General features: G+C 66.8%; 26 protein-coding genes. 6 read left to right on the top strand and 20 right to left on the bottom strand.

Annotated elements, in window-relative coordinates:
* The gene (locus AC1DWT_RS22515) at nucleotides 1-873 is read left to right on the top strand and encodes a DUF4436 family protein (RefSeq protein ID WP_072946285.1); all 873 of its coding nucleotides are present in this window, start codon (nucleotides 1-3) and stop codon (nucleotides 871-873) included.
* Between the two features lie 37 nt (nucleotides 874-910).
* On the opposite strand, the gene AC1DWT_RS22510 is transcribed toward AC1DWT_RS22515, so the two are convergent.
* From AC1DWT_RS22510 to AC1DWT_RS22480, 7 genes are all read right to left on the bottom strand, one after another.
* Nucleotides 911-1,318 carry a DUF302 domain-containing protein gene (locus AC1DWT_RS22510; protein ID WP_072946302.1) on the bottom strand — a complete coding sequence of 136 codons (408 nt, stop codon included), beginning with the start codon at nucleotides 1,316-1,318 and terminating at the stop codon, nucleotides 911-913.
* 109 nt (nucleotides 1,319-1,427) lie between these two features.
* Nucleotides 1,428-1,697, bottom strand: a complete 270-nt coding sequence (locus AC1DWT_RS22505) for a metal-sensitive transcriptional regulator (RefSeq protein ID WP_206012285.1) — start codon at nucleotides 1,695-1,697, stop codon at nucleotides 1,428-1,430.
* A gap of 132 nt (nucleotides 1,698-1,829) precedes the next feature.
* Entirely contained in the window at nucleotides 1,830-2,471 is a 642-nt protein-coding gene (locus tag AC1DWT_RS22500; protein ID WP_143548935.1) for a hypothetical protein, read from the bottom strand.
* Nucleotides 2,471-3,475 carry an inorganic phosphate transporter gene (locus AC1DWT_RS22495; RefSeq protein WP_072946282.1) on the bottom strand — a complete coding sequence of 335 codons (1,005 nt, stop codon included), beginning with the start codon at nucleotides 3,473-3,475 and terminating at the stop codon, nucleotides 2,471-2,473. Before AC1DWT_RS22495 ends, AC1DWT_RS22500 begins: the two co-directional genes overlap by 1 nt.
* Before the next feature lie 125 nt (nucleotides 3,476-3,600).
* Nucleotides 3,601-4,593 carry an Acg family FMN-binding oxidoreductase gene (locus AC1DWT_RS22490; RefSeq protein WP_095864188.1) on the bottom strand — a complete coding sequence of 331 codons (993 nt, stop codon included), beginning with the start codon at nucleotides 4,591-4,593 and terminating at the stop codon, nucleotides 3,601-3,603.
* Nucleotides 4,594-4,762: 169 nt separating this feature from the next.
* Nucleotides 4,763-6,175 (bottom strand): WS/DGAT/MGAT family O-acyltransferase, encoded by a 1,413-nt coding sequence (locus AC1DWT_RS22485; RefSeq protein ID WP_095864187.1) that lies wholly within the window; start codon nucleotides 6,173-6,175, stop codon nucleotides 4,763-4,765.
* A gap of 62 nt (nucleotides 6,176-6,237) precedes the next feature.
* Nucleotides 6,238-6,804, bottom strand: a complete 567-nt coding sequence (locus AC1DWT_RS22480; RefSeq protein ID WP_477922256.1) for an Rv1733c family protein — start codon at nucleotides 6,802-6,804, stop codon at nucleotides 6,238-6,240.
* 263 nt (nucleotides 6,805-7,067) lie between these two features.
* Here AC1DWT_RS22480 and AC1DWT_RS22475 point away from each other — a divergent pair, with 263 nt between their 5' ends.
* Complete coding sequence (locus AC1DWT_RS22475) at nucleotides 7,068-7,946, top strand: universal stress protein (protein WP_206012287.1); 879 nt, start codon at nucleotides 7,068-7,070, stop codon at nucleotides 7,944-7,946.
* An 86-nt stretch (nucleotides 7,947-8,032) separates the two neighbouring features.
* Here AC1DWT_RS22475 and AC1DWT_RS22470 read toward each other — a convergent pair whose 3' ends face one another.
* From AC1DWT_RS22470 to AC1DWT_RS22455, 4 genes are read right to left on the bottom strand one after another with little or no spacing between them, the layout of a single operon-like run.
* Entirely contained in the window at nucleotides 8,033-8,281 is a 249-nt protein-coding gene (locus AC1DWT_RS22470) for a PLD nuclease N-terminal domain-containing protein (protein ID WP_072946278.1), read from the bottom strand.
* A 53-nt stretch (nucleotides 8,282-8,334) separates the two neighbouring features.
* Nucleotides 8,335-9,201, bottom strand: a complete 867-nt coding sequence (locus AC1DWT_RS22465; RefSeq protein WP_095864185.1) for a universal stress protein — start codon at nucleotides 9,199-9,201, stop codon at nucleotides 8,335-8,337.
* Nucleotides 9,198-10,136 carry a universal stress protein gene (locus AC1DWT_RS22460; RefSeq protein WP_072946276.1) on the bottom strand — a complete coding sequence of 313 codons (939 nt, stop codon included), beginning with the start codon at nucleotides 10,134-10,136 and terminating at the stop codon, nucleotides 9,198-9,200. Before AC1DWT_RS22460 ends, AC1DWT_RS22465 begins: the two co-directional genes overlap by 4 nt.
* Before the next feature lie 2 nt (nucleotides 10,137-10,138).
* The gene (locus AC1DWT_RS22455) at nucleotides 10,139-10,324 is read right to left on the bottom strand and encodes a hypothetical protein (RefSeq protein ID WP_095864184.1); all 186 of its coding nucleotides are present in this window, start codon (nucleotides 10,322-10,324) and stop codon (nucleotides 10,139-10,141) included.
* Nucleotides 10,325-10,536: 212 nt separating this feature from the next.
* On the opposite strand from AC1DWT_RS22455, the gene AC1DWT_RS22450 reads away from it, so the two are divergent.
* From AC1DWT_RS22450 to AC1DWT_RS22440, 3 genes are all read left to right on the top strand, one after another.
* Nucleotides 10,537-11,520, top strand: a complete 984-nt coding sequence (locus AC1DWT_RS22450) for an Acg family FMN-binding oxidoreductase (protein WP_420855105.1) — start codon at nucleotides 10,537-10,539, stop codon at nucleotides 11,518-11,520.
* 94 nt (nucleotides 11,521-11,614) lie between these two features.
* Nucleotides 11,615-12,256: a response regulator gene (locus AC1DWT_RS22445; protein WP_095864183.1), complete on the top strand. Its 642-nt coding sequence runs from the start codon at nucleotides 11,615-11,617 to the stop codon at nucleotides 12,254-12,256.
* Between the two features lie 345 nt (nucleotides 12,257-12,601).
* Entirely contained in the window at nucleotides 12,602-13,477 is an 876-nt protein-coding gene (locus AC1DWT_RS22440) for a universal stress protein (protein ID WP_095864182.1), read from the top strand.
* Here the strand turns inward: AC1DWT_RS22440 and AC1DWT_RS22435 are convergent.
* From AC1DWT_RS22435 to AC1DWT_RS22410, 6 genes are read right to left on the bottom strand one after another with little or no spacing between them, the layout of a single operon-like run.
* Nucleotides 13,401-13,925 carry a hydrogenase maturation protease gene (locus tag AC1DWT_RS22435; protein WP_095864181.1) on the bottom strand — a complete coding sequence of 175 codons (525 nt, stop codon included), beginning with the start codon at nucleotides 13,923-13,925 and terminating at the stop codon, nucleotides 13,401-13,403. The genes AC1DWT_RS22440 and AC1DWT_RS22435 overlap by 77 nt on opposite strands.
* Nucleotides 13,922-15,214, bottom strand: coding sequence for a Ni/Fe hydrogenase subunit alpha (locus AC1DWT_RS22430; RefSeq protein WP_072946269.1), 1,293 nt, complete (start codon nucleotides 15,212-15,214; stop codon nucleotides 13,922-13,924). Before AC1DWT_RS22430 ends, AC1DWT_RS22435 begins: the two co-directional genes overlap by 4 nt.
* A complete protein-coding gene (locus AC1DWT_RS22425; RefSeq protein ID WP_072946268.1) occupies nucleotides 15,211-15,990 on the bottom strand; it encodes an NADH-quinone oxidoreductase subunit B family protein in 780 nt (259 codons plus the stop codon). Before AC1DWT_RS22425 ends, AC1DWT_RS22430 begins: the two co-directional genes overlap by 4 nt.
* A complete protein-coding gene (locus AC1DWT_RS22420; RefSeq protein WP_206012289.1) occupies nucleotides 15,990-16,832 on the bottom strand; it encodes an FAD/NAD(P)-binding protein in 843 nt (280 codons plus the stop codon). The genes AC1DWT_RS22425 and AC1DWT_RS22420 overlap by 1 nt, the downstream gene beginning before the upstream one ends.
* The gene (locus AC1DWT_RS22415) at nucleotides 16,829-17,290 is read right to left on the bottom strand and encodes a cyclic nucleotide-binding domain-containing protein (RefSeq protein ID WP_241031207.1); all 462 of its coding nucleotides are present in this window, start codon (nucleotides 17,288-17,290) and stop codon (nucleotides 16,829-16,831) included. Before AC1DWT_RS22415 ends, AC1DWT_RS22420 begins: the two co-directional genes overlap by 4 nt.
* A complete protein-coding gene (locus AC1DWT_RS22410; RefSeq protein ID WP_206012290.1) occupies nucleotides 17,287-18,432 on the bottom strand; it encodes a 4Fe-4S dicluster domain-containing protein in 1,146 nt (381 codons plus the stop codon). The genes AC1DWT_RS22415 and AC1DWT_RS22410 overlap by 4 nt, the downstream gene beginning before the upstream one ends.
* A gap of 294 nt (nucleotides 18,433-18,726) precedes the next feature.
* On the opposite strand from AC1DWT_RS22410, the gene AC1DWT_RS22405 reads away from it, so the two are divergent.
* Nucleotides 18,727-19,038 (top strand): dsRBD fold-containing protein, encoded by a 312-nt coding sequence (locus AC1DWT_RS22405; protein WP_095864176.1) that lies wholly within the window; start codon nucleotides 18,727-18,729, stop codon nucleotides 19,036-19,038.
* Here AC1DWT_RS22405 and AC1DWT_RS22400 read toward each other — a convergent pair.
* From AC1DWT_RS22400 to AC1DWT_RS22390, 3 genes are all read right to left on the bottom strand, one after another.
* Nucleotides 19,012-19,299, bottom strand: coding sequence for an acyl carrier protein (locus AC1DWT_RS22400; RefSeq protein WP_072946264.1), 288 nt, complete (start codon nucleotides 19,297-19,299; stop codon nucleotides 19,012-19,014). The two genes, AC1DWT_RS22405 and AC1DWT_RS22400, sit on opposite strands and share 27 nt — an antisense overlap.
* Before the next feature lie 210 nt (nucleotides 19,300-19,509).
* Nucleotides 19,510-19,797: a DUF1876 domain-containing protein gene (locus AC1DWT_RS22395; RefSeq protein WP_072946263.1), complete on the bottom strand. Its 288-nt coding sequence runs from the start codon at nucleotides 19,795-19,797 to the stop codon at nucleotides 19,510-19,512.
* Nucleotides 19,798-19,891: 94 nt separating this feature from the next.
* On the bottom strand, nucleotides 19,892-20,155 hold the full coding sequence (locus tag AC1DWT_RS22390) for a three-helix bundle dimerization domain-containing protein (protein WP_072946262.1): 264 nt from the start codon (nucleotides 20,153-20,155) through the stop codon (nucleotides 19,892-19,894).
* Between the last annotated feature and the right edge of the window lie 129 nt (nucleotides 20,156-20,284).

Genomic DNA, 20,284 nt, shown 5'->3' with positions numbered 1-20,284 from the left:
ATGAACTCTCACCATCCCCGCCTCCGATGGGTCGCCCCGGCGCTGCTCCTCGCGTTGATCTACGCGGCGTCGCTCACCGTGTACGGGTTGAGCAGCCGCACCGGCGAGGACGAGGGACCGTTCGAGGGCAGCAACGACGAGGTCGTGGTCCTGGTGACGGCGAAGTCCCTGCAGCCGACGACCGACCGGGTGCAGGCCGAGGTGACGATCGCCGTCGGCGAGGAGTACCTGCACGCCAACGGCGACACCCTGAATCGGGACATCACCCTGCTGCTCTTCCCGAGCACCAGTCACGAAGAGATCGTGTTCCGGGCGGGCGCCGCACCGACGACGTTCGACACCGAGTTCATCGCCACCGGCAACGCGGCGTACTGGCCGTTCGACCGGTTCGAGGTGAACCCGATGGTCGTGGAGGCGTACGAGGGCGCCGGCGCCGACCGTGAACTGCTGCCCACGGGTCTCCTCGTGGACGGCAGAGTCGACGGGTGGAAGGCGCGGGCCGAAGCGGTGACAGTCGACACGGACCTCTCGCGGAACGGCACCGGCGCCGCGCTGTTGTTCGCGCGCACGGGCGGGAACCTGATCTACGCCGGCATCCTCTTGCTGATGATGACGATCCTCGCGGGGCTCGCCGCGTTCGTCGCGCTGCAGACGTTCCGGCGCAAGCGGGCCGTCAACACGGACATGCTCGGATGGATGGCGGCGATGCTGTTCGCGGTCGTGCCGTTGCGCGGAATCCTGCCGGGAAGCCCGCCGATCGGGTCGTGGGTCGACATCGCCCTCACGGTGTGGGTGGTGTCCACCCTCGTCGCGTCGCTGGCGTTGTTCGTCTTCTGCTGGTGGAGGGACAGCGAGCAGCCCGCTCAGCCCTGATCAGCTGGGGCGCGTAACGGCGCCAGCCGTGTGGGTGTCAGGCGCGGTGTGCGGTGAGGGAGTCGATCGCGGCCCGCAGTTTGGTGGTGGCGTCGTCGGCGACGTCGTTCAGTCCCGGTTCGCCGGTGACTTCGACCATCAGGGCTGGGTTCATCGCGTCGACGATGACGCTGTTCTCGGTGGCGGTGTCGGCGCGCACGACGACATTGCAGGGCAGCAGCAGCCCGATCTGCCGGTCCACGTTGACTGCGCGGTGGGCCAGAGGCGGGTTGCACGCGCCGAGGATCAGATAGTCCTCCATGTCCTCGCCTAGTTTCGCCTTCAAGGTGGCTTTCATGTCGATCTCTGTGAGAATTCCGAAACCCTGCTCGGACAGGGCCTTCCGAGTGCGTTCCACGGCATCGGCGAACGTTGTGTGAAGTGTTGTCGACAATGCGAGATTCATGACCATTCGGCCTTCTTTCGGTGTTCGTGGGATCTGGTGTTCGGCATTCGCTGTGTGATCGTCGATGCGTTGAATCGGAGCGGCCCTGGGCCATGCGGGTGAATGACGATCAGGCGAGCGCAAGGAAGAGCTTCTCCAGTTCAGCCTCAGTCATGGGTTCGGCACCCTCCGCAGCGTCGCCGGTCAGGCATTCACGCAACCCGGTTGCGACGATCTTGAACCCGGCCCGATCCAGAGCGCGAGAGACCGCAGCGAGCTGGGTGACGACGTCTTTGCAGTCACGTCCCTGCTCGATCATCGAGATCACCCCGGCCAGCTGCCCGTGCGCGCGGCGGAGCCGATTGAGTACCAACGCAATGCTGTCGTCGTCGCCGACCACGAGTGTCCCCTTCCTGAAATCTGACCCCAATAATACCCCTGGGGGTATCGTGTCGGGGTAGGTGAGTCCAGTGTCACCTCACTCGCGCCGCGCCTGCTCCTTGGACCTCCCGAGTGGCTGAGCGGGCCGTGCTCACCGCGACTTGTACACCGAATACCAGGTCCGCCGTGCAACACGCATCATCGCGGCGTGCAGATGTTCAGCGCGGCGATACAGTTCCCGTCTACGCAGCTCCCGTCGGACGTCGGGCTCGGTTTCGAGATCGGCGATCGCAGCGCGGTAGGCGTGCTCGACCGCGGACAATTCTTCGATAGCGTGATCGGCGCACGTTGCCGCGTCCCCACTCGGCAGCGCCCGCAGCCCCTGTGCGAGGGGGACCATCGCTTTCGCGAGCCTGTCTATCAACTCGACGAGGTAAGGATCAGGCGGGGCGCAGGTCGGGCCGGAACACGACAGCTCGGACTCCCGGATCAAGGCGTACCCGGCCTCGGTGATCTCGCCGAGACGCTCCCCCAGTTCGAAGAGGTCTTCCGCCTCGACGGGGGTGCTGAAACTATCGCGCACGGCGTCGTTGAGAGTGCGGCGGGCACGATGCTCGTTCCCTGCGGCGACCCGCAGCTCCGCGACGGCATCATGGGTCGGGATCTTGCCGTGTCCCCAGTCGTTCAACACGTGTATGCACTGCTCGACGATGTCGAGCTGTTGGCGCAGCATGCCCAGCACGTCGAACGAGCGTGGCAGGAACCACGCATTGGACAGTCGCGGCCGATGCATCAGATCGCCCCCCACACCGGAAACAGCATCGCCCCCAGCAGTGCGGTCATCGGTAGCGTGACGACCCAGGCCACGCCCATCTCTGTGACTACCTTCCAGTGCACATGCCGCGCGCGGTGTTGTGCTCCCGTGCCCACTACACCGGCGGCAACTACATGTGTGGTGCTGACCGGTGCACCCACGAGGGATGCGCCGAGGATCACGCCGGCGGCGCCGGCCTGACTGACCAGCCCGTCGAGCGGAGTCATCCGAAACACCCCACGCCCCACCGTCCGCACGATACGCCACCCGCCGAACGCGGTTCCGACCGTCAGACTCGTCGCAGCTGCCAGCTTGACCCACAGGGGCACGGTGAACTCGGTGAGATGGCCACCCGCTATGAGCAGCAGCGTGATCACGCCCATGGATTTCTGCGCATCGTTGCCACCGTGGCTCAGTGCGAGTGTGGCGGCCGTGACCCATTCGGCGCGGCGCACCGGGCCGAGTGCGCGTCGACGGGCACGTCGCATCAGTCTCCAGGCGATGGTCGCGAGCAACGCACACGCGACCGCGCCGAGAAGTGGGGAGATTGCCAGACCGACCAGGATCCCCACCACGCCGGAAGGTCGGCCGTCGGTGAATCCGCCCCAGTGCACACCACTCGGGCCCGCAGCGATCAGGGATGCACCGACCAGTCCGCCGACCAGGGCGTGCGATGAACTCGATGGCAGCCCGAACCACCAGGTGACAAGGTTCCATGCGATCGCTGCAGTCAGTGCGGCGCCGACCGCTGTGACCGTCGCGCTCGCGGGCAGTGCGACGACTCCTCCGACGGTGTCGGCCACGGCCGTTCCCACGATCAATGGGCCGACGAAGTTCCCGGCAGCAGCCAGGATGAGCGCGTGTTCGGGGCGAGCGGCCCGGGTGGCGACGAGCGCGGCGATCGAGTTCGCGGAGTCGTGGAAGCCGTTGGTGAGGTCGAACGCGAGCGCTGTCGCGATGGCCAGGAGGACAGCGACCTCCACGGCTCAGTACACGCGATCGGTGTGTGGGCTCTCTGCGGCCGGCATCGAACAGGCCATCACGGCCGCACGAGACGGCCTGGTGAACATCTGCAGCGCCGTGACGGCGCGATCAGTCCCGTGCACGGTCAGGCCTCCGATCGGTCGCGGAAGAGAACCTCGGAGAGCGGTCGTCTCGGCGTTGTCGAGAGCGGTTCGGCCCGTGGCCCGATGCCGACCCGGATGAGGACTTGAGGCAGGCCATCGCCCTCGAGCAGCTCACCCACACGGGTTCGCGTCTCCCCCAGCTCGGTCATGTGCGTGACCGGGCACGTACCGAAGCCTCGCGCTGTGCAGGCCAACAGGAGCGCCGAGAGCGCCTCGCCGCATCGCAACCAGTTCAGCCTCGAGTCCGAGCCGGTGGTGAGCACGAGTATCGCTGCACGGTCCTCCAGGTCGCCGGGGTCACACGTGGCAGTGCCTGGAGGGAACTCTCGTCCGACCGGGACAGTTCCCGGTGGCGCGGCTGGTAGCGCCGCCGACGGAATCCCGTCGGGATACAGTGCGTGCCCGGCCCACCAGCGCAGCTCGGCTTGGTACACCGGGTTCTCGCGGCGTAGACCTCGGAGGCGAAGTGACATTGCCTCGAGTGCGGGTCGTGCGCGATCTCCGATGTCTTCCACCTGTGTTCCTGCGCGTTCGGCGAGTTCGGTGACCTGCGCCAGGGTGTCGTCCCATGAGGTAGGTGCAGACATCGGTAGCCGCTCGGTGTACCGGCGTGCGATCGCCGTTGCCATGGAGATCTCGGATTCGGACACGTCCGCCGTGGGGGTGAATGCAACAGTTGCCAGACACTCGCGGTTCGCCGAATGCGGCATGCGTTCGATCACCGAATCCCAATGGTGCTCGAGTAGAGCGTATTTCAGATGGTTGAGCGCCGCACCGCAGGACACCACCATTTGACGTCCGAATGAATCGGTGGCAGGCAGGATGCGGTCGGGGTCACTGGACAGTGTCAGACCCTCCGGCTCGAGGACCCACCGCCACGGTTGACTGTTGTGAAGAGATGGCGCCCGGCAGGCCGACGCGACCACCGACTCGATCGTGCGCCAACTCGGCATCGTCTCCGCAGCTGTGCCCATCACCCACCTCATTACTCGTAGCCAGGTGCGCCGCTTGGTGCCATCGTGGTGATGTCGAGTCTCGCGTACCGGGCCCTCGCACCGGTAGGGCCGGAGGTCATCGCGACATTCTGCCGTCACCCACCCGAGGGCTGGACCGACATGCGACTGTGGGATGGCGGGTCCCCGATCAGCTCTGGCTGCCCGCGGTCTCCAACCGGGCTGCCGTCAGTAGCGAGGACACGCCCTGTTCGATCGCCGTTCCCAGGTCGGCGAGGTCCGGGGTGGTGTCGTAGTCACCGGTCAACCCGAACGTCAGATTGTCGGCGTAGCTGAGGATTGCGATGCCGACGCGCAATCGCAGTGCGATGGGTACGTACGGGAAGATGTCGACGATTCTTCGGCTGAGGAGGTGACGAGTCTGTTGGGGTCCGGGGATGTTGGTGGCCACTGCCACCACGCTGTGCTGGGGGAATCGGGTGGCCAGACGCAATGCCCAGGCGAGCGGCATGAACGGCCCGGATTGCGCCAAAGTGGTGAACACCTTTCCGCCCTGCGCTTCCTTGCCTGCCTTGTGCGCGGACATCCGCCGATGCACTGCGGTGAGCTGTTCGACGTGATCTTCGATGTCGACCGGCAGGAACGGCAGCATGAGCGATACCTGGTTGTGGAGAGATTCCGCGTCGTCGTTCGCGGACCGCGCCGAGACCGGAACCAGTGTGCGCACCGTGTGTGCGTCGGGGTGTTCACCGCGCCGGAGGAGCAGTGTCCGTAATCCGCCGGTGATGGCCGCGAGGGCGACGTCATTGACCGTGACGCCGTATGCCGCACAGATCTCCCGGACATCCGCCATCCGGGTGCGGGCACCGCGGTAGCGCCGTTGCTTTCCTATCGGACCGATCAGTGAAGTGTCGGACGACGACGTCAGCATCTCGGTMAGGAGCCGGGCAAGTCCCCGGCCCGCTCCGAGTCCCGCTCGAGCGATCGTGAGAGGAGCGCGCAGGATTGTCTCGAGTAGTTCGCACTGGTGGCTCGGGGAGAGCAGCGTGGAGATCGACGGTGCCGGCGGTGGTTGATGCGCGGGGCGATCCGGACCCGACGAGTCGGCGGCGGGGTCGATTGTCGGCTCCACCTCATCGCACATAGCCTCGAACAGTCGTGTTCCGGTGATCCCGTCGGCCATGCAGTGATGGAGTTTGGCGAGCATCGCCCAGCGGTCGCCGCTGAGTCCTTCCACTACCCAGCATTCCCACAGCGGGTGGTCCCGGTCGAGCCGGTGCCCCATGACTCGGGCAACGAATCCGAACAGTGCCTCCTCCTCGCCCGGGTTCGGGATGGCGACCCGTCGCAGGTGTCGGTCGAGGTCGAAGTTCGAATCTTCCGTCCACGACGGGGCACTGACATCGAGTGGAGCCGTGCGGAGTTTGTCGCGTGCGTGTGGAAGGTCGAGGAGACGTTCCGCGACGGCGTCGCGGAACTCCTTCTGATCGGGCGGGGGTCCTTCGATGACTGCCAGCGCTCCGATGGTCAGGCTCGCATGCCGGTCGGAGTCTTCAGTTTCCAGGAAGCCGGCGTCGAGGAAACTCAGCGTGTCATTGCCCATGGTCGACCTCATCGCCTTCCAGTGCGGTGTTCCTGAGGTCCGGATTCACGGCCGTGTCGACTTCAGCTCACGGGCCATCCGGGTGCCTTTCCGATCCCGGCCCATTCCCGGTTCCATTGCGCGAGGCGGTGCCTCGACGCGCTCCAGTGAACACCCAGAAGGAGCAGCACTCCCGCGATGATGCTCGTTGCCCACACTGCGATGGCGGCGATGACCGCGGCGACCGCGCTCTCCCCGCCGGTCATCGGCGCCGCACTGAGATTCCCGTTCGTGTCGACCCAGATGCTCACAGCGTCGCCCGCTTTCGCCCCGGAATCGACGTCGATCATTTTCGTGTGCCCCGTCCCGCCAACGGACCAGTGCACCCGCGCCCGACCAAGATCGGACCCTCCAGTTCCGCGCACCGCATCCTCGCTGTATACGCGCGCCGCATCCTCGACGAGCACGGCGGTCACCTCGCTACGGGTCGCCTGTTCGACTCGTGCTTGGTCGCTCAACCTGGTGTAGGTGGCGGTTCCGAACGCCCCGGCGACCGGAAGCAGGAGTACGACCACCGCGACTACAACGATGACGATGACGGATTCGAGGCGGTCGCTCGGACGCATCAGCCCGTTGTGGCTCCATGGCACCAACCGCCAGATTCGAACTGGTGTAGTCAGTTCCCCAGCCACCACGACCTCCTGCGTTCCGCACTCTCAGTCTTCCGGCTCGTGTCACAGGTCTGTAGAGACCAAGGTCATCTCGCGTCCCTCGGTCGGTGACTGGTGACTTCGGTTGTCGTCAATGCACGGCGGCCCTTCCGGAAGGCGGGACCTTCGGCTCTATGAGGCGTTTGTACCAGCGAAGACGATTGTTGAATCGGGCGAACGCACACTCAGTCGAGGAGACCATCATGACCGCCCACAAGCCGATCGTCGTCGGAGTAGACGGGCAGTCGGCACTGCAGGCCGTGACCTGGGCCGCACGAGAGGCCGTCTACCACGACGCCCCGTTGGTCCTGGTCACCGTCACCTCCGCGTTCGGCGACCCCGGGGTCCCTGCCGGGATACCCGCCAGGTTCTTCGACGACAAGGAACTCGATGCGAGGAAACGCCTGGCAAAGGCCGAGGAATTTGCTCGGGCGGCCGCCGACGGTCACGACATCGACATCGAGATCGCGCGCGACACGGGCTCACCGGCTCACGAATTGCTCGAGCGGTCGAAGACGGCACGCATGGTGGTGATCGGCAGCAACCGGTACGGCCCGGTGGAGAGGGCACTGCTCGGTTCGGTCAGTACCGCAGTCGTCACCCACGCCCAATGTCCCGTCGCGGTGGTCCGCGACCTCCCCCATACCGAGGTGACCGAGATAGTCGGACCGGTCGTCGTCGGGGTGGACGGGACAGCCAACAGCGAACCTGCGATCTCCGTGGCGTTCGAGGAAGCTGCGCAGCGGCACGTCGGGCTGGTGGCCGTGCACGCCTGGTCCGATATCGACCTCGATCTCGCGGGCTGGCGCGGTAGCGGATTCGAATGGGAGAAGCAGCACACCCGCGAGATGGCACTGCTGGCCGAAAGTCTGGCCGGTCGCGCTGAGGACTACCCGGACGTCAAGGTCCAGCCGGTGGCGGTGATAGATCGTCCTGTCCACAATTTGCGCGCACAAGCCGAACGCGCACAACTTCTGATTGTGGGCAGCCGCGGTCGTGGTGGATTCGCGAGCATGTTGCTGGGATCGACCAGCCGGGCCCTGCTGCACTCCGTCACCTGCCCGCTGATCGTCGCCCGCTGAGTTCGTCGCCCTCGCGCGGACAGGGTCATGCACCCGTGCCCGGGGACATCCCTGTCGTCGGGTGTTGCAGCCGCGGTGCGGAGAGCCTACGCGGTGTGCGGTGAGGTCTCGTCGCGGCGACCGCGTGTGAAGTAAGCGATCGGGCCGATGAAATTGACCGCGATAAATGCGGCCCACATCTTCTTGCTGCCGTTGATCTGCCACGGATCGCGGCGAGCGAGATCGGTCCACGCGGCGATCGCGAGTGCCATTTGTACTGCCGCTGACATGGCGACGGCGGTGCGCTGGCGGTGCGTCAGATCAGACCACGACTTGCGGCTTCGTCTGCTGTGCATTATTCGTCCCCTCCTCTCTCTCACCGAAGATATCTCTTTCAGGGGAAAAGGCGTCACCCCTCCGAGTGCGGGCGCACGATCAGCAGCGGGCACGTGGTGATATGCAACAGGGCCTCGCTGGTCGAACCGAGTGTCATACCGGCGAATCCGCCGCGGCCGTGGCTTCCGACCACGATCAGCTGAGCTTCCTCCGCCTCGGCCAGCAGGTGACGCACCGGACGATCTCTGACCACGACGACCCGCACGGCGATGTCGGGATACTGCTCCTTGCGCCCCGCGAGGCATTCGGCCAGCAGGGACCGCTCTGACTGTTCTGCGGCCGTCCACTGTTGCGGATCGATGTGGATCTGCGACAGGTTCTGATCGGACCAGGCGTGCAGCGCAACCAGTTCAGCACCACGCAGTGCACATTCTTCGAACGCGACGTCGATGGCGGCGGCGCTGTTGGCGGATCCGTCGACTCCGACGACGACCGGCCCCGCGCCGTCCTCGATCCGAGACCACCCCTCGATCACCGCGACCGGGCAGCGTGCGTGGCGGGCGACGATCGAGCTGACGGAACCGAGCAAGCCGCCCGTGAATTCACCGAGACCGCGCCGGCCGACAACGATCATCCTCGCGGAGTCCGAGCAATCGACGAGCGCCGCGGGCGCGTACTGCGCATGTACCTCGGTGCGGATCTCGACTCCGCCCCCGCGGTTCTGGGTTTGCGCAATCCCGACCGCGGCGGCCAGGTCTCGTTCGGCGCGGGCGCGCAGTTCGGTTCCGATGCAGGGGACGGCCTCGGCGCCGCGATAGCTGACGCACGACAGGATCAGGAGTGGAGCGTGGCACATTCCGGCCTCACGCGTAGCCCATCGCACGGCGTCCGACGACGACGGGGATCCGTCGACGCCCACGACTATCGGTGCGTTCGTCACGGTGTTCTCCTCGAATCCGTCGGGACGGATGGGGCATCGGTGTGGGGCGGTGCCGGAATCGTGTCCGGACGGCAGATCGTGACGGGGCAGGGAGCGCGATGCAGCATGTCTTGACTGGTCGATCCGAGCAGCGCCCGTCCCAGCGCTCCTCGCCCGTGGCTTCCGACGACCAGGAGTTGCGCCTGACGACACCGCGCGAGCAGGGCATCCGCCGGGGTGCCGCGTTCGGTGACCTGTTCGATCGTCACGTCGGGGTACTCGGTCCGGCAGCCGGCGACGCTTTCGGCGAGTAGTACGCTCTCTGCCGCCTCGACCGGATACTCGTGGCGATGCGAATCCCCTTGGGGCGCTACGCCCGTCCAGGTGTGAACGGCCACGACGGGCACCGCGAACGACTCCGCGAACGAACACGCCCACCGCACCGCCGCGATGCTGATCTCGCTTCCGTCGACGCCGACGATCACCGGCCAGCGGTCGGGCACGGCGGGACCCGTGGCCTGCCGCCACACAGTGACCGGGCATTCGGCGTGGTGCGCCAGCCGTAGGGCCGTGGCGTTCAGATATCCCTCGACGGGCCCGGCACACGACGATCCGATCGCCACCATCGAGGCCGACGATGCCACATCCAGCAGGACATCGGCGGGAGTCGGCCCCGTCATGGTTGTGCATTCGATCGCGGCGGCTGGTTGTTCGCCGCGGATGATGTCGGCGGCACGCGCGAGCGCGGCGTCGCCGAGCACACGGTGCGCCTCGATGTCCCGGACCGGTGCCGGCACCCCATAGAAGACAGGTGCCTGTGGTAGGACGTGAACCAGTCGGAGCGGCACATTCCACTGCGCGGCGACAGCGGCGGCCCAGCGTGCCGCCGCCTCCGCCACGGCCGAGCCGTCGACCCCGGCGACGATCTGCCGGCCGCCCGTGCCGTGCCCGGTCACCGCTACCTCACCATGTCCCACCGGTTGCATCCCACGACGACGATCAGCGCCGATATCGTGGCCGGCGGGGCGGTGATGGAGAACCTGCGCCGAAGGGGATCGAGTCTTCCGGTGGGTTCGTCGAGGGCGGGGACGGAACCGTACGATTTCGTGAGCCCCGCGGTGCGGACGTCGAGCGGAGTGGCCATGTGCCCAGGCTCTCAGCTGTCGGGACGATGCCAGTAGGGTCTTCGGTCCCCGAATGACGGTCGCGCGGACGGACCGCAGTGCTGCCGACGGTGCGCCCTGTCACCGATGACAATCGGCCCTAACCCGCAGACCCCGCGCGATGGACACTGTTGTCATGCACCAGATCTCCGGCACGAATCGTGACGTAGCGTGGACTGAAGTGGAGACGATCGTGGACACCACAATTCCTGAGGTGAACGTGGTTCGAATCGCGGTGGACCTTGCGTGTCGTGCACCCTCGGTGCACAACAGCCAGCCGTGGCAGTGGACCTATTCCGACGGTCGCCTGGACCTGCACACCGACCGCGGCCGGCTCCTGGCGTCGACCGATCCGAAGGGTCGGCAACTGGTGGTCAGCTGTGGCGCTGCACTGCATCACCTGGAAACTGCGCTGACCGCTCTGCGATGGACGGCAGAGATCGAGCGACTTCCCGACGGGCTTCGTTCCGGGCATCTGGCGACGATCAGGTTCCAACATGACGCGCACCCGCAGTCACACGACTTCGATCTCCTCTCCGCGATCCGCCACCGGTATTCGGATCGGCGTCCGTTTGGTCCGTTGAGTGTGAAGTCGCCGCTTCCGCGCACTCTGCCGGATGTTATCCGCGCCCCGGGGGTGCATCTGACGGTCCTGCCACCCGAAGCTCGCGCGACCCTCGCGGCAGCCACCGAGATCACGGCCGCAGCACGAAGGTACGACACCGCATATCACACCGAGTTACACTGGTGGGCAGGTCATTCCATTCGATCCGGTGGGATTCCCCCGAATGCTCTGGCAACAGCGGAGAACCTCTCCCGGGTGGACATCGGGCGCGGTTTTCCCGCCGGTCGCGACAAAGATTCCGCCGAGGAGATCGATCGGTCCACGGTGCTCGTGATAAGCACCGATGCGGATGGGCGGCCGGACTGGCTCCGCGCCGGCGAGGCGCTGTCGGCGGTGCTCCTGGAGGCGACGGTGGAGGGCCTTGCGACCTGCCCCCTGACCCATATGACCGAACTTCGGCAGAGCCGTGAGTCGATCCGTGAACTGCTCCCCGACCGAGGATTTCCTCAGGCCCTGATTCGGCTGGGTGTGACGGACAAGAAGCTCACTCCGCGGCAGACACCGCGGCGCCCCACAGACTCGGTGTTGTCGGTCGTATCGCATCCGCGGTAATCGCGACGGCATTCCCGCCGAGATCTCGTGCACTCGTCCGCTGCCGTCACCTGTGGGAAGTGGCGGCACCGACCTGTAGAGCGGAGGTTGCCGAATGATCAGCATCTTTCTCGTGGACGATCACGAAGTCGTGCGCCGTGGCATCGCGGAACTTCTCACCGCGGACCCGGATCTCACCGTAGTCGGAGAGGCGGCGTCGTATTTCCAGGCGCTGGCCCGGATCCCCGCGCTCCGACCCGATGTCGCCGTGCTCGACGTCCGTCTACCCGATGGAAACGGAGTCGAGTTGTGTCGCGAACTGATGTCTCGGATGCCCGGCATCCGCTGCCTGATGCTCACCTCGTACACCGATGATCAGGCGATGCTCGATGCCGTCCTCGCCGGTGCGAGTGGGTACGTGGTCAAGGACATCCGCGGCATGGAACTCACCGAAGCGGTCCACGACGTGGGCGCAGGCAAGTCGCTGCTCGACAGTCGCGCGGCGGCAGCGCTGATGGCAAAACTGCGGTCGGACGCGAGCTCGGAGCGCGGAACCATCTCCCGCCTGACCAACCAGGAACGGACCCTTCTCGCCCTGCTGGGTGAGGGACTGACGAACCGGCAGATCGCGGAGCGGATGTTCCTCGCGGAGAAGACGGTCAAGAATTACGTGTCACGGCTGCTGACGAAGCTGGGGGTGGAGCGACGGACCCAGGCCGCCGTCATCGCCACGAACATGAGCCCACCCCCGACCTGACCCGCCCGGGTGTGCGCATCCTCTTTGCGCCCTGCCAGGCGCTCGCCGTGGAACAATGCCGAGGGTGATCCCACACGAGGATGAGCGGGATCCCCGATCTCTCCTCGGACCCCTGTCCGAGCTGCGGCTGCGGGAGTTGCTCGCCGAGACCACCGCCGACTCCGGCTTACAGACCACCGTGCACATGTCGGGCCCACTGTCGGTCATCGACTCACTGGTCCGCGCCGCTGCCCTGACCTTCGACCAGTGCCGCGAAGGTGAGGACCTTCTCCCCTACGGCGCCGGTTGCGGCGGCGGTGACGATGGTGTTGACGGGATCATTCACGCGAATTCGAGGAGACCATCATGACCGCGCAGCATCCGATTGTCGTCGGGTTAGACGGGTCGCAGTCGTCCCTGCAGGCTGTGTCGTGGGCTGCGCGGGAAGCTGCGTTGCGCAGCGCTCCATTGACGTTGGTCACCACCATGTTCGTGCCCGGTACCTATGGTGTGCCGATCGGGGTTCCCGTCAGCCTCTTCGAGGAAGAGGAACTCGCCACCAAGCAGCGACTCGCGCAGGCGGAAGAGGTGGTCGCCCAGGCCGCGGCGGGGCATACCCTCGACGTCGACACCGCGTTCTGCACCGGGGTGCCCTCGGGCGAGTTGATCGAGCGGTCGAAGTCCGCGCGGATGGTCGTGGTCGGCGCGCATCGGCACGGGTTCTTCGAACGTGCGGTCCTGGGGTCGGTCAGTGCCGCGGTCGTGGCCCACGCGCACGCACCGGTCGCCGTCGTACGCGGCCTCCCGCACACCGAGGTCAACGCCATTTCCGGTCCGGTCGTCGTCGGTGTCGACGGCTCCGAGCACAGCGAATCCGCGATCACGATGGCGTTCGAGGAGGCGGCGCTGCGCGGCGTCGATCTGGTGGCGGTGCACGCGTGGTCGGATATCGATCTGTACGCGCCGTTCCCCAGCGATGTCGACTGGTCGCAGGTCGAGAGCCGCGAGCGTGCACTGCTGTCCGAAAGCGTGGCCGGCCGTGCCGAGGAGTTCCCGGATGTGACGGTGCGACCGCTGGTGGTCATGGATCAGCCGGCTCGGAATCTGCGGGAGCAGGCCGAGCATGCACAGCTGATCGTGGTCGGCAGCCGTGGGCGGGGCGGGTTCACGAGCATGCTGCTGGGTTCGACCAGTCGGGCGCTGGCGCATTCGGTGACCTGCCCACTGATTGTTGTCCGGTAGTGCTCGCGAGTTCGGACAGCACCGCCCGTACCACCGGTTCGACTGCTCCCGCGGCCACGGGTGAGAGCCCGCGGCCGTATCCGAGGTCGACCACCTCGACAGCGTAGAGCACCCACCGGCGGGGCAGTCGGTCGAGCACGCGCCCCAGTTCGAGTGCCGTGGCCAGTCCGACACCGTGTGTGCTGGTGTTCGGGGTTGGCAGCTCGGCAACGGCGGTCGGGTCGAATCGATGAACGGTTCCGGGTCGTGGTGGCTCGGACACGACGGCATCGACCAGGACGGCCAGGTCCGCTCCGGCCCAGGCGTCCAGTATGCGGGTGGGGTCACCGTCCGAGGTCGACACCCGAATGTCCGCTGCCACGCGGGCAGCGACTTCACGTGCGACGGCGGGTCCGAGGCCGTCGTCGCGGCGGTAGTCGTTGCCCAGCCCGAGCACAACGGCGGTCATCGGCGGTCGATTGTGAGGGTGAGGAAATGAGTGGCGCATGAGATGCACGGATCGTAGTTGCGGATGATCCGCTCACACACCGCGGTCAGGTCGTCGTCGGCAAGCGTGAGATGTGCGTTCACGGCGGTGCGGAGGTCGTGTTCGATGGCCGCCTGGTTCTGTGAGGTGGGCGGGATGATGATAGCCGCCGTGAGGAGGCCGTCGGTATCGAGTTCGTAGCGGTGATACAGCAGTCCTCGCGGCGCTTCGCTGACGCCGTGTCCGACGGCGTATTTCGGTGCGGCGGCGGCGAAAGATGGCGCAGGCCGCTGGTAGCGGTCGATGATCCGCAGGGCTTCCTCGACCGCGTACACGACTTCGACGGCGCGGACGACGATGCTGCGATACGGATTGCGGCATTGCACGTCGAGTCCCGCTGCGGTGGCACTCGATGCGGCCTGCCCCGTCAACTGGGACGAATTGAGGGAGTACCGGGCGAGCGGGCCCGTGAGATAACGCCGACCGTCGAGTTCGGCGTGCAGAGCGGTGGAGTGCGGCACCTGGTGTTCGACGACGTGCCGGGGAAATTCCTCGGCCGGGCAACGCAGTCCGGTGGACGAGACGATCTCGCCGTCTTCGATGGCGTATCGGGATTCGTGCCGGAGTGCGAGGAGATCGTGGTCGAGTTCGATGTCGGGGTAGGTGAACGACGACACCCAGTCAACCGTGGCCACCGCGTACTCGAGCGCGGCGCCGAGTTGTTCGGCGAGCGGAGCCAGTTCGGTGCGGGTCGGTGCGCGATGGAAGCCGCCGACGCGGACGTTCACCGGATGGATGGGACGGCCGCCGATGGTGTCGAGGATGGCGTTGCCCGCCTTCTTCAGGGCGAGTCCCCGCTCGATTGCGGCGCGATCGGTGCGGGCGAGTGCGATCGAGTCCGGCAGACCCAGGAAGTCGGGGGCGTGCAGGAAGTAGATGTGCAGCACGTGGCTCGCGATCCACTCCCCGCAGTAGAGCAGGCGCCGCAGATCGAGAACGGCATCGTCGATCTTGAGCGCACAGGCTTGTTCGAGCGCATTGCAGGCGCTCACCTGATAGGCGACCGGGCAGATGCCGCAGATCCGGGAGGTGATGTCCGGTGGTTCCAGATAGTGCCGCCCACGCAGGAACGACTCGAAGAACCGGGGTGGCTCGTAGATCGCGAGGGCCACCCGGTCCGCGCGGCCGTCGCGGATGGTCACGTCGAGTCGGCCTTCCCCTTCGACACGGGCGAGGGCGCGGACGATCAGCTCCCTACGGGCGGATGTCATTCCGGACGTCCGCCGTTGCCGGTACCGTACGCCGCGACGTTGAAAGTCGCGAAGACACGGGCAATGGCGGAATCGGTCATTCCGCAGGTGCGCAGCCATCCCGTCATCGACGCGAGATTCGGGTCGGTCGTCGGGCCGAAACATCCGTAGCACCCTCGCGAGACCGCCGGACACAGTGCACCGCAGCCGGAATGGGTCACCGGACCGAGGCAGGGGGTGCCGTCCGCGACCATCACGCAGGTCAGGCCGCGACGTTTGCATTCGGTGCACACGCTGGTGTTCGGGATGTTCGGCCGCCGCCCCGCCAGGTACGCCGTGATCACTTCCAGGAGCTGGCGTCGGTCGATTGGGCAGCCGCGCAGTTCGAAGTCGACCGGAACGTGCGCCGAGATCGGGGTCGAGGTCGCGAGGGTGTCGATGTAGTCGGGGCTGGCGTAGACGACCGCCAGGAACTCATCGATGTCGGCGAAGTTGCGCAACGCCTGAATTCCGCCGGCGGTGGCGCAGGCCCCGATTGTGACGAGGAACCGCGACTGCTCGCGGATCGCGCGGATGCGGTCACGGTCGGCGGCCGTGGTGACCGATCCCTCGACGAGCGAGACGTCGTACGGTCCGCCCGTGACGGTGTCGGACAGCTCGAGGAAGTGCGCGATCGACACGGCCTCGGACAGTGCCAGTAGTTCGTCTTCGCAGTCGAGGAGCGTGAGCTGGCAGCCGTCGCACGAGGCGAACTTCCAGACAGCGAGCGTCGGAGTGGTCTTCGGGGGTGCACTCATCACAGCTCCGGTGTTCGTAGGAGGGGTTCGGCGACGGTGTAGTCGACGACCGGGCCGTCCCGGCACAGCAGAAGCTCACCGAGCTGGCAGTGACCGCAGACTCCGGCACCGCACTGCATGTTCCGTTCGAGGGACACCTGGATGTCGCCGGGGCGCACATCCCGATCGGTCAGGGCCCGGGCGCAGAACCGCATCATCGGTTCGGGTCCGCACAGCAACGCGGTGGTCCGGGCCGGATCGACCGGCACCCGGTGTAAGGCTTCGGTGACGAATCCGACCGCACCCGTCCAGCCGGAGACCGGTTGGTCGATCATCAGCTCGACGGCAAGGTCGTCGCGGGATTGCCAGGCGGACAGCTCGGATCGGAAGAGGATGTTCGACGGAGTCCGCGCGCCGACGACGAGGGTGATCCGCCGGAACCGGTCGCGGGCGGCGAGGGCGGCGAGGATCACCGGACGAAGCGGTGCCAGTCCCACGCCGCCGGCGACGATGATGAGGTCCCGGCCGGACTCGCTGCGCAGGTCCCACCCGCGTCCGAAGGGACCGCGGACACCGAGCACGGTGCCGACCGGTGCGTCGTGGAGGGCCCGGCTCACGGCGCCCACATTCCGGATCGTGTGGACCAAGGTGTCGCGGTCCCGCGCCGGGTCGCCGCTGACCGAGATGGCCACCTCCCCGACACCGTGTGCGTACAGCATCATGAACTGACCTGGCGTGAACTGATTTTCGGGTAGGACGCCGATCGGATGCAGCGTCAGGGTGACGGTGTCGTGCGTTTCGACCGTGCGGGAGGCGACGCGGTAACCGAGCGGAAGCATGCAGTCCTGTGGCACGGGTGTCACTCCTGACGGTGGCCGGCGTAGAGGTCGAGCAGCCGCGCCCGGGTGGACTGGAGGCGGGCGATGAGCACCCCCGACAGCGCCCGGGTGACCGCGTAGGTGAAGGCCGGATCGTCGGCGGCTGTCGCCTGCAGGGCGATCACATCCAGTTCGGTGGCGTCGGTCGCGGTCACGGCGTGCGCTGTGAATTGCCAGCGTGGATTCGTGCCCAGCCAGGACCAGCCCAGGATGTCGCCGCCGTGCAGTGTCTCGAGGCTGACGGTGCCGTGCCCCGGCACCACCGTCGTCAGGACCACACTGCCGGTCTGCAGCAGCCAGCAGCGGGTCGCCGGGTCGTTCTCCCGGAAGACGACGGCGCCGGGAGCGAATCGGGTCGCCGTCGTGAATTCTGCGAGCCGGACACGCTGTTTCTCGGCGAGCGCTGCGAGCGCGGCCGGAAGGACCGGTTCGCCGGCGTTCACTGGTCGTCCTGCCCCCACACCGGGAGGAGTTGCGCCAGCCGCGCCGCCTCCTCGGTGATGTCGATGCCGACGGGACACCAGTCGATGCACCGTCCGCATCCCACGCAGCCGGAGCTGCCGAACTGGTCGAACCAGGTGCCGAGTTTGTGGGACATCCACTGTCGGTAGCGGCTCTCCCCCGAGGTACGCACATCGCCGCCGTGCAGGTGGCTGAAGTCGAGTTCGAAACAGGAAGACCAGTGCTGCCACCGCTCGGCGTGCTCGCCGGTCGGGTCGGTCATGTCCTCGGTGGTGGTGCAGAAGCAGGTGGGGCACACCATGGTGCAGTTGCCGCAGGTGAGGCACCGGTCGGCGACGTCCTCCCAGACGTCGGCGTCCCGCGAACGCTGCAACAGTCCTCGCAGGTCCGTCTCCGGCATGCGCCGGCCCATACGCTCGGTGGCGGTGGCGACCGCGGTGCGTGCGGCGTCGACGTCGCCGGGTTCGGCAACGCGGCATTCGACGTCGCCGAGGATCTCGGCGCCGGCTTCGGAGCCGACGTCGACCAGGAAACGGTGGGCGCGGTCGTCGAGGAGTTCGGTGAGCGCCAGATCGAACCCGGGACCGGCTGCGGGGCCGGTCCCCATGGAGGCGCAGAAGCACACCCCGCCGGGTTCGGTGCACTGCGCTGCGACGACGAACAGGTTCCGGAACCGGCGCGCGGTGGGTGTGTCCGCGTCCGGGTCCGGACACAGGACACGACGCAGGATCGCGATCGCCGCCAAGTCGCAACCGTGCACTCCGAGGAACGCATACGGTGTCTCGTCGTCGACGGGTGCCTCCCACCAGCCGTCCGGTTCGGTGGACCACAGTTGCCGCCGCGGCGGGTGCAGGAATTGTTTCCACGACTGCGGGCCCGACGAGTGCGCGAACACCGCGTCGTCGTCGCGGCGGTGCAGCCGGTACGTGCCGGGGCCGGTTTCCACGCCCCACCCCGTCGGCAGATCGGCGCCCGAATCCAGTTCTCCCAGAACGATGGCGCTGTCACGAACCGTCGGGCCGACCACCCGATATCCGTGGCCACGAAGCACCTCGATCAGAAGATCGAGGCCCGTGCGGTCGAGGATTCGTTCACCCGGTCGCTGGACACGTGCGCTGCCCATACGCTGACTCCTCCGCCGGCGGAATTGCCGTGACCACTCATCTCCCATTGAGCCAGCGCACACCCGGCGGTGATAAGGGCCGTTCGGCCTTTCCTCCGGCATAGTCGGAGCCGGGCGGCCGCACTCACGATCGCGGCACGCCGCCGGTGTAATCCTCTGATCGGGCGAGGAGCAGCGGGCACGGGTCGCGACGACGAAGGTCACCGCGCCCAGTGACCGGGTGCTCTACCTCGGCGCTCGCGGACCGAGGTTCGCTGAACACATGATCGAACGCACGCGACGAGGGAGCGCACAGTGAATGAGCAGCAATGGTCGGTGGATGTCCGTCTCGACGAGCACATGGCGGACGGCTCCGAGATGTCGGTGTCGGCGCGGGCGCGGCTGTTGGGGCTCGATGGTGTGACGCTCGAGGGCGCTGGGCGGGCACGGCTGTTCGCCCGCCACTCCACCGCGGTGACCATCAGCAAGAAGGTGGCGGTCGCGCGCGCGTTGGCGGACCTGTCACACAGACTGCTCCGCTCGGCGGCCGACGAGGAGGCGGTCGCCAGGCGCGCGAACCGCGCGGCGCAGGAAATCGGGTCACCCGCGCAACCCGATATCGGGTAGCACGCATCTCCCCTCCATCCGTGTGGACACGTCTTCGGTCGCGTCCCGCAGTGTGACGAGTTGGCGCTGGTCCGCCTCGGGGATGCCGATCCCGAATTTCGTGTGCAACCGCACGAGGAAGTTCAGCCAGTCCATCGAGTCGAGGTCGAACTGTTCACAAAATGGTGAGTCGTCGGCCAGATAGTAGTGCGCCAGATCTCGACGTCGTCGTCCCTCCCGGACTTTCGCGACCCGCCGCCGGTACAGCAGGGCCGTGGTCACCAGGACATGGGCGCCGCCGAGCCGGATCCGGGTGGCCGCCGGTCCCGGTCCCTTTCCCGCAGAACATTAGTGAAACACCCGACACGCCTGGCGAACTCGGAGAAGGTCAGGTTCTCCGTGGCAAGCGAACTGGTGTCGATGTCCGCGCCGACGAATCGGAACGCGGACCTCTCTTCTGTGGGCCGTCGGCATGCCGATCGACGGTCTGCCTTACGCGTCGAGGTGAACGGTCTTGCGCGTGGCCGCTTCGAGGTCCGCGACCGTGGTTTCGATCAGTTGGTGGGCGAGATCGGCGAGCGCGCGGGCGGTGGCCAACTCGTCTCCGATCTCAGGGATTTCGGTGTCGTGCGGATTGCGGCGGGCCATTCCGACGCCGACCAGCGACGTGGTGTCCTGTGTGCGTAGGCGCGCCTCGGCCCGAGTCCGGGATCCGCCTTCTTCCGAGTCGTGTTCGTCGATGACAATGTCCACCGACCATTTCTTCTCGTGCGAGCTCATGGCTGTCTCCTCCTGGTAGTGGTGGCACGTCGCGGTTCGACATGTTCGATGTGTGCGGGCATGATGTCACTGCTTCCCAGCGAACTGTGCCGGTTCAGCCGGACGTTCGCAGAAGGCCCCCGCGATCCCACGAGGCGGCCCGCTCCAGGGCGGCGAGGAGGCGTTGACGGGCGACGCGTTCGGACAGTTCCGGAATGTCTGCCGCCGGAACTCCGGCCAGGTCTCGAACGCTCGCCGCGACGACCCGGGAGATGGTGGATCGGGAGATCGAGTCGTCGAACTCCACTGCAAGACGCGCGACAACCGCGTGTGCTGGGTCCGCATCGGTGCTTTCGGTGGGCGTATCGGTGCTGGCCATCGAGTGTCGATTTCCTCTCTGTGGTGGAGGTTCCTTCAGCATCGCCGCCTCGACGCCGGGATCGATAGAGGCGAAGGACCGTAGTCGGTGACTTGTGGCTCTGACCCCTCGGGCCCTCTGCGGGGTTGA

It is taken from the genome of Rhodococcus sp. P4_B6 (assembly GCF_056402215.1).
This window is presented reverse-complemented; position numbering and strand designations above follow the sequence as displayed.

Bases quoted from the DNA above. Each gene is read 5' to 3' on its own strand.
- AC1DWT_RS22430 (WP_072946269.1), bottom strand. From the start codon at position 15,214: ATGACATCCGCCCGTAGGGAGCTGATCGTCCGCGCCCTCGCCCGTGTC.
- AC1DWT_RS22395 (WP_072946263.1), bottom strand. From the start codon at position 19,797: ATGAGCTCGCACGAGAAGAAATGGTCGGTGGACATTGTCATCGACGAA.
- AC1DWT_RS22455 (WP_095864184.1), bottom strand. From the start codon at position 10,324: ATGGCCACTCCGCTCGACGTCCGCACCGCGGGGCTCACGAAATCGTAC.
- AC1DWT_RS22475 (WP_206012287.1), top strand. From the start codon at position 7,068: ATGACCGCCCACAAGCCGATCGTCGTCGGAGTAGACGGGCAGTCGGCA.
- AC1DWT_RS22410 (WP_206012290.1), bottom strand. From the start codon at position 18,432: ATGGGCAGCGCACGTGTCCAGCGACCGGGTGAACGAATCCTCGACCGC.
- AC1DWT_RS22470 (WP_072946278.1), bottom strand. From the start codon at position 8,281: ATGCACAGCAGACGAAGCCGCAAGTCGTGGTCTGATCTGACGCACCGC.
- AC1DWT_RS22510 (WP_072946302.1), bottom strand. From the start codon at position 1,318: ATGAATCTCGCATTGTCGACAACACTTCACACAACGTTCGCCGATGCC.
- AC1DWT_RS22515 (WP_072946285.1), top strand. From the start codon at position 1: ATGAACTCTCACCATCCCCGCCTCCGATGGGTCGCCCCGGCGCTGCTC.
- AC1DWT_RS22425 (WP_072946268.1), bottom strand. From the start codon at position 15,990: ATGAGTGCACCCCCGAAGACCACTCCGACGCTCGCTGTCTGGAAGTTC.
- AC1DWT_RS22440 (WP_095864182.1), top strand. From the start codon at position 12,602: ATGACCGCGCAGCATCCGATTGTCGTCGGGTTAGACGGGTCGCAGTCG.
- AC1DWT_RS22490 (WP_095864188.1), bottom strand. From the start codon at position 4,593: ATGGGCACAGCTGCGGAGACGATGCCGAGTTGGCGCACGATCGAGTCG.
- AC1DWT_RS22435 (WP_095864181.1), bottom strand. From the start codon at position 13,925: ATGACCGCCGTTGTGCTCGGGCTGGGCAACGACTACCGCCGCGACGAC.
- AC1DWT_RS22500 (WP_143548935.1), bottom strand. From the start codon at position 2,471: ATGCATCGGCCGCGACTGTCCAATGCGTGGTTCCTGCCACGCTCGTTC.
- AC1DWT_RS22445 (WP_095864183.1), top strand. From the start codon at position 11,615: ATGATCAGCATCTTTCTCGTGGACGATCACGAAGTCGTGCGCCGTGGC.
- AC1DWT_RS22390 (WP_072946262.1), bottom strand. From the start codon at position 20,155: ATGGCCAGCACCGATACGCCCACCGAAAGCACCGATGCGGACCCAGCA.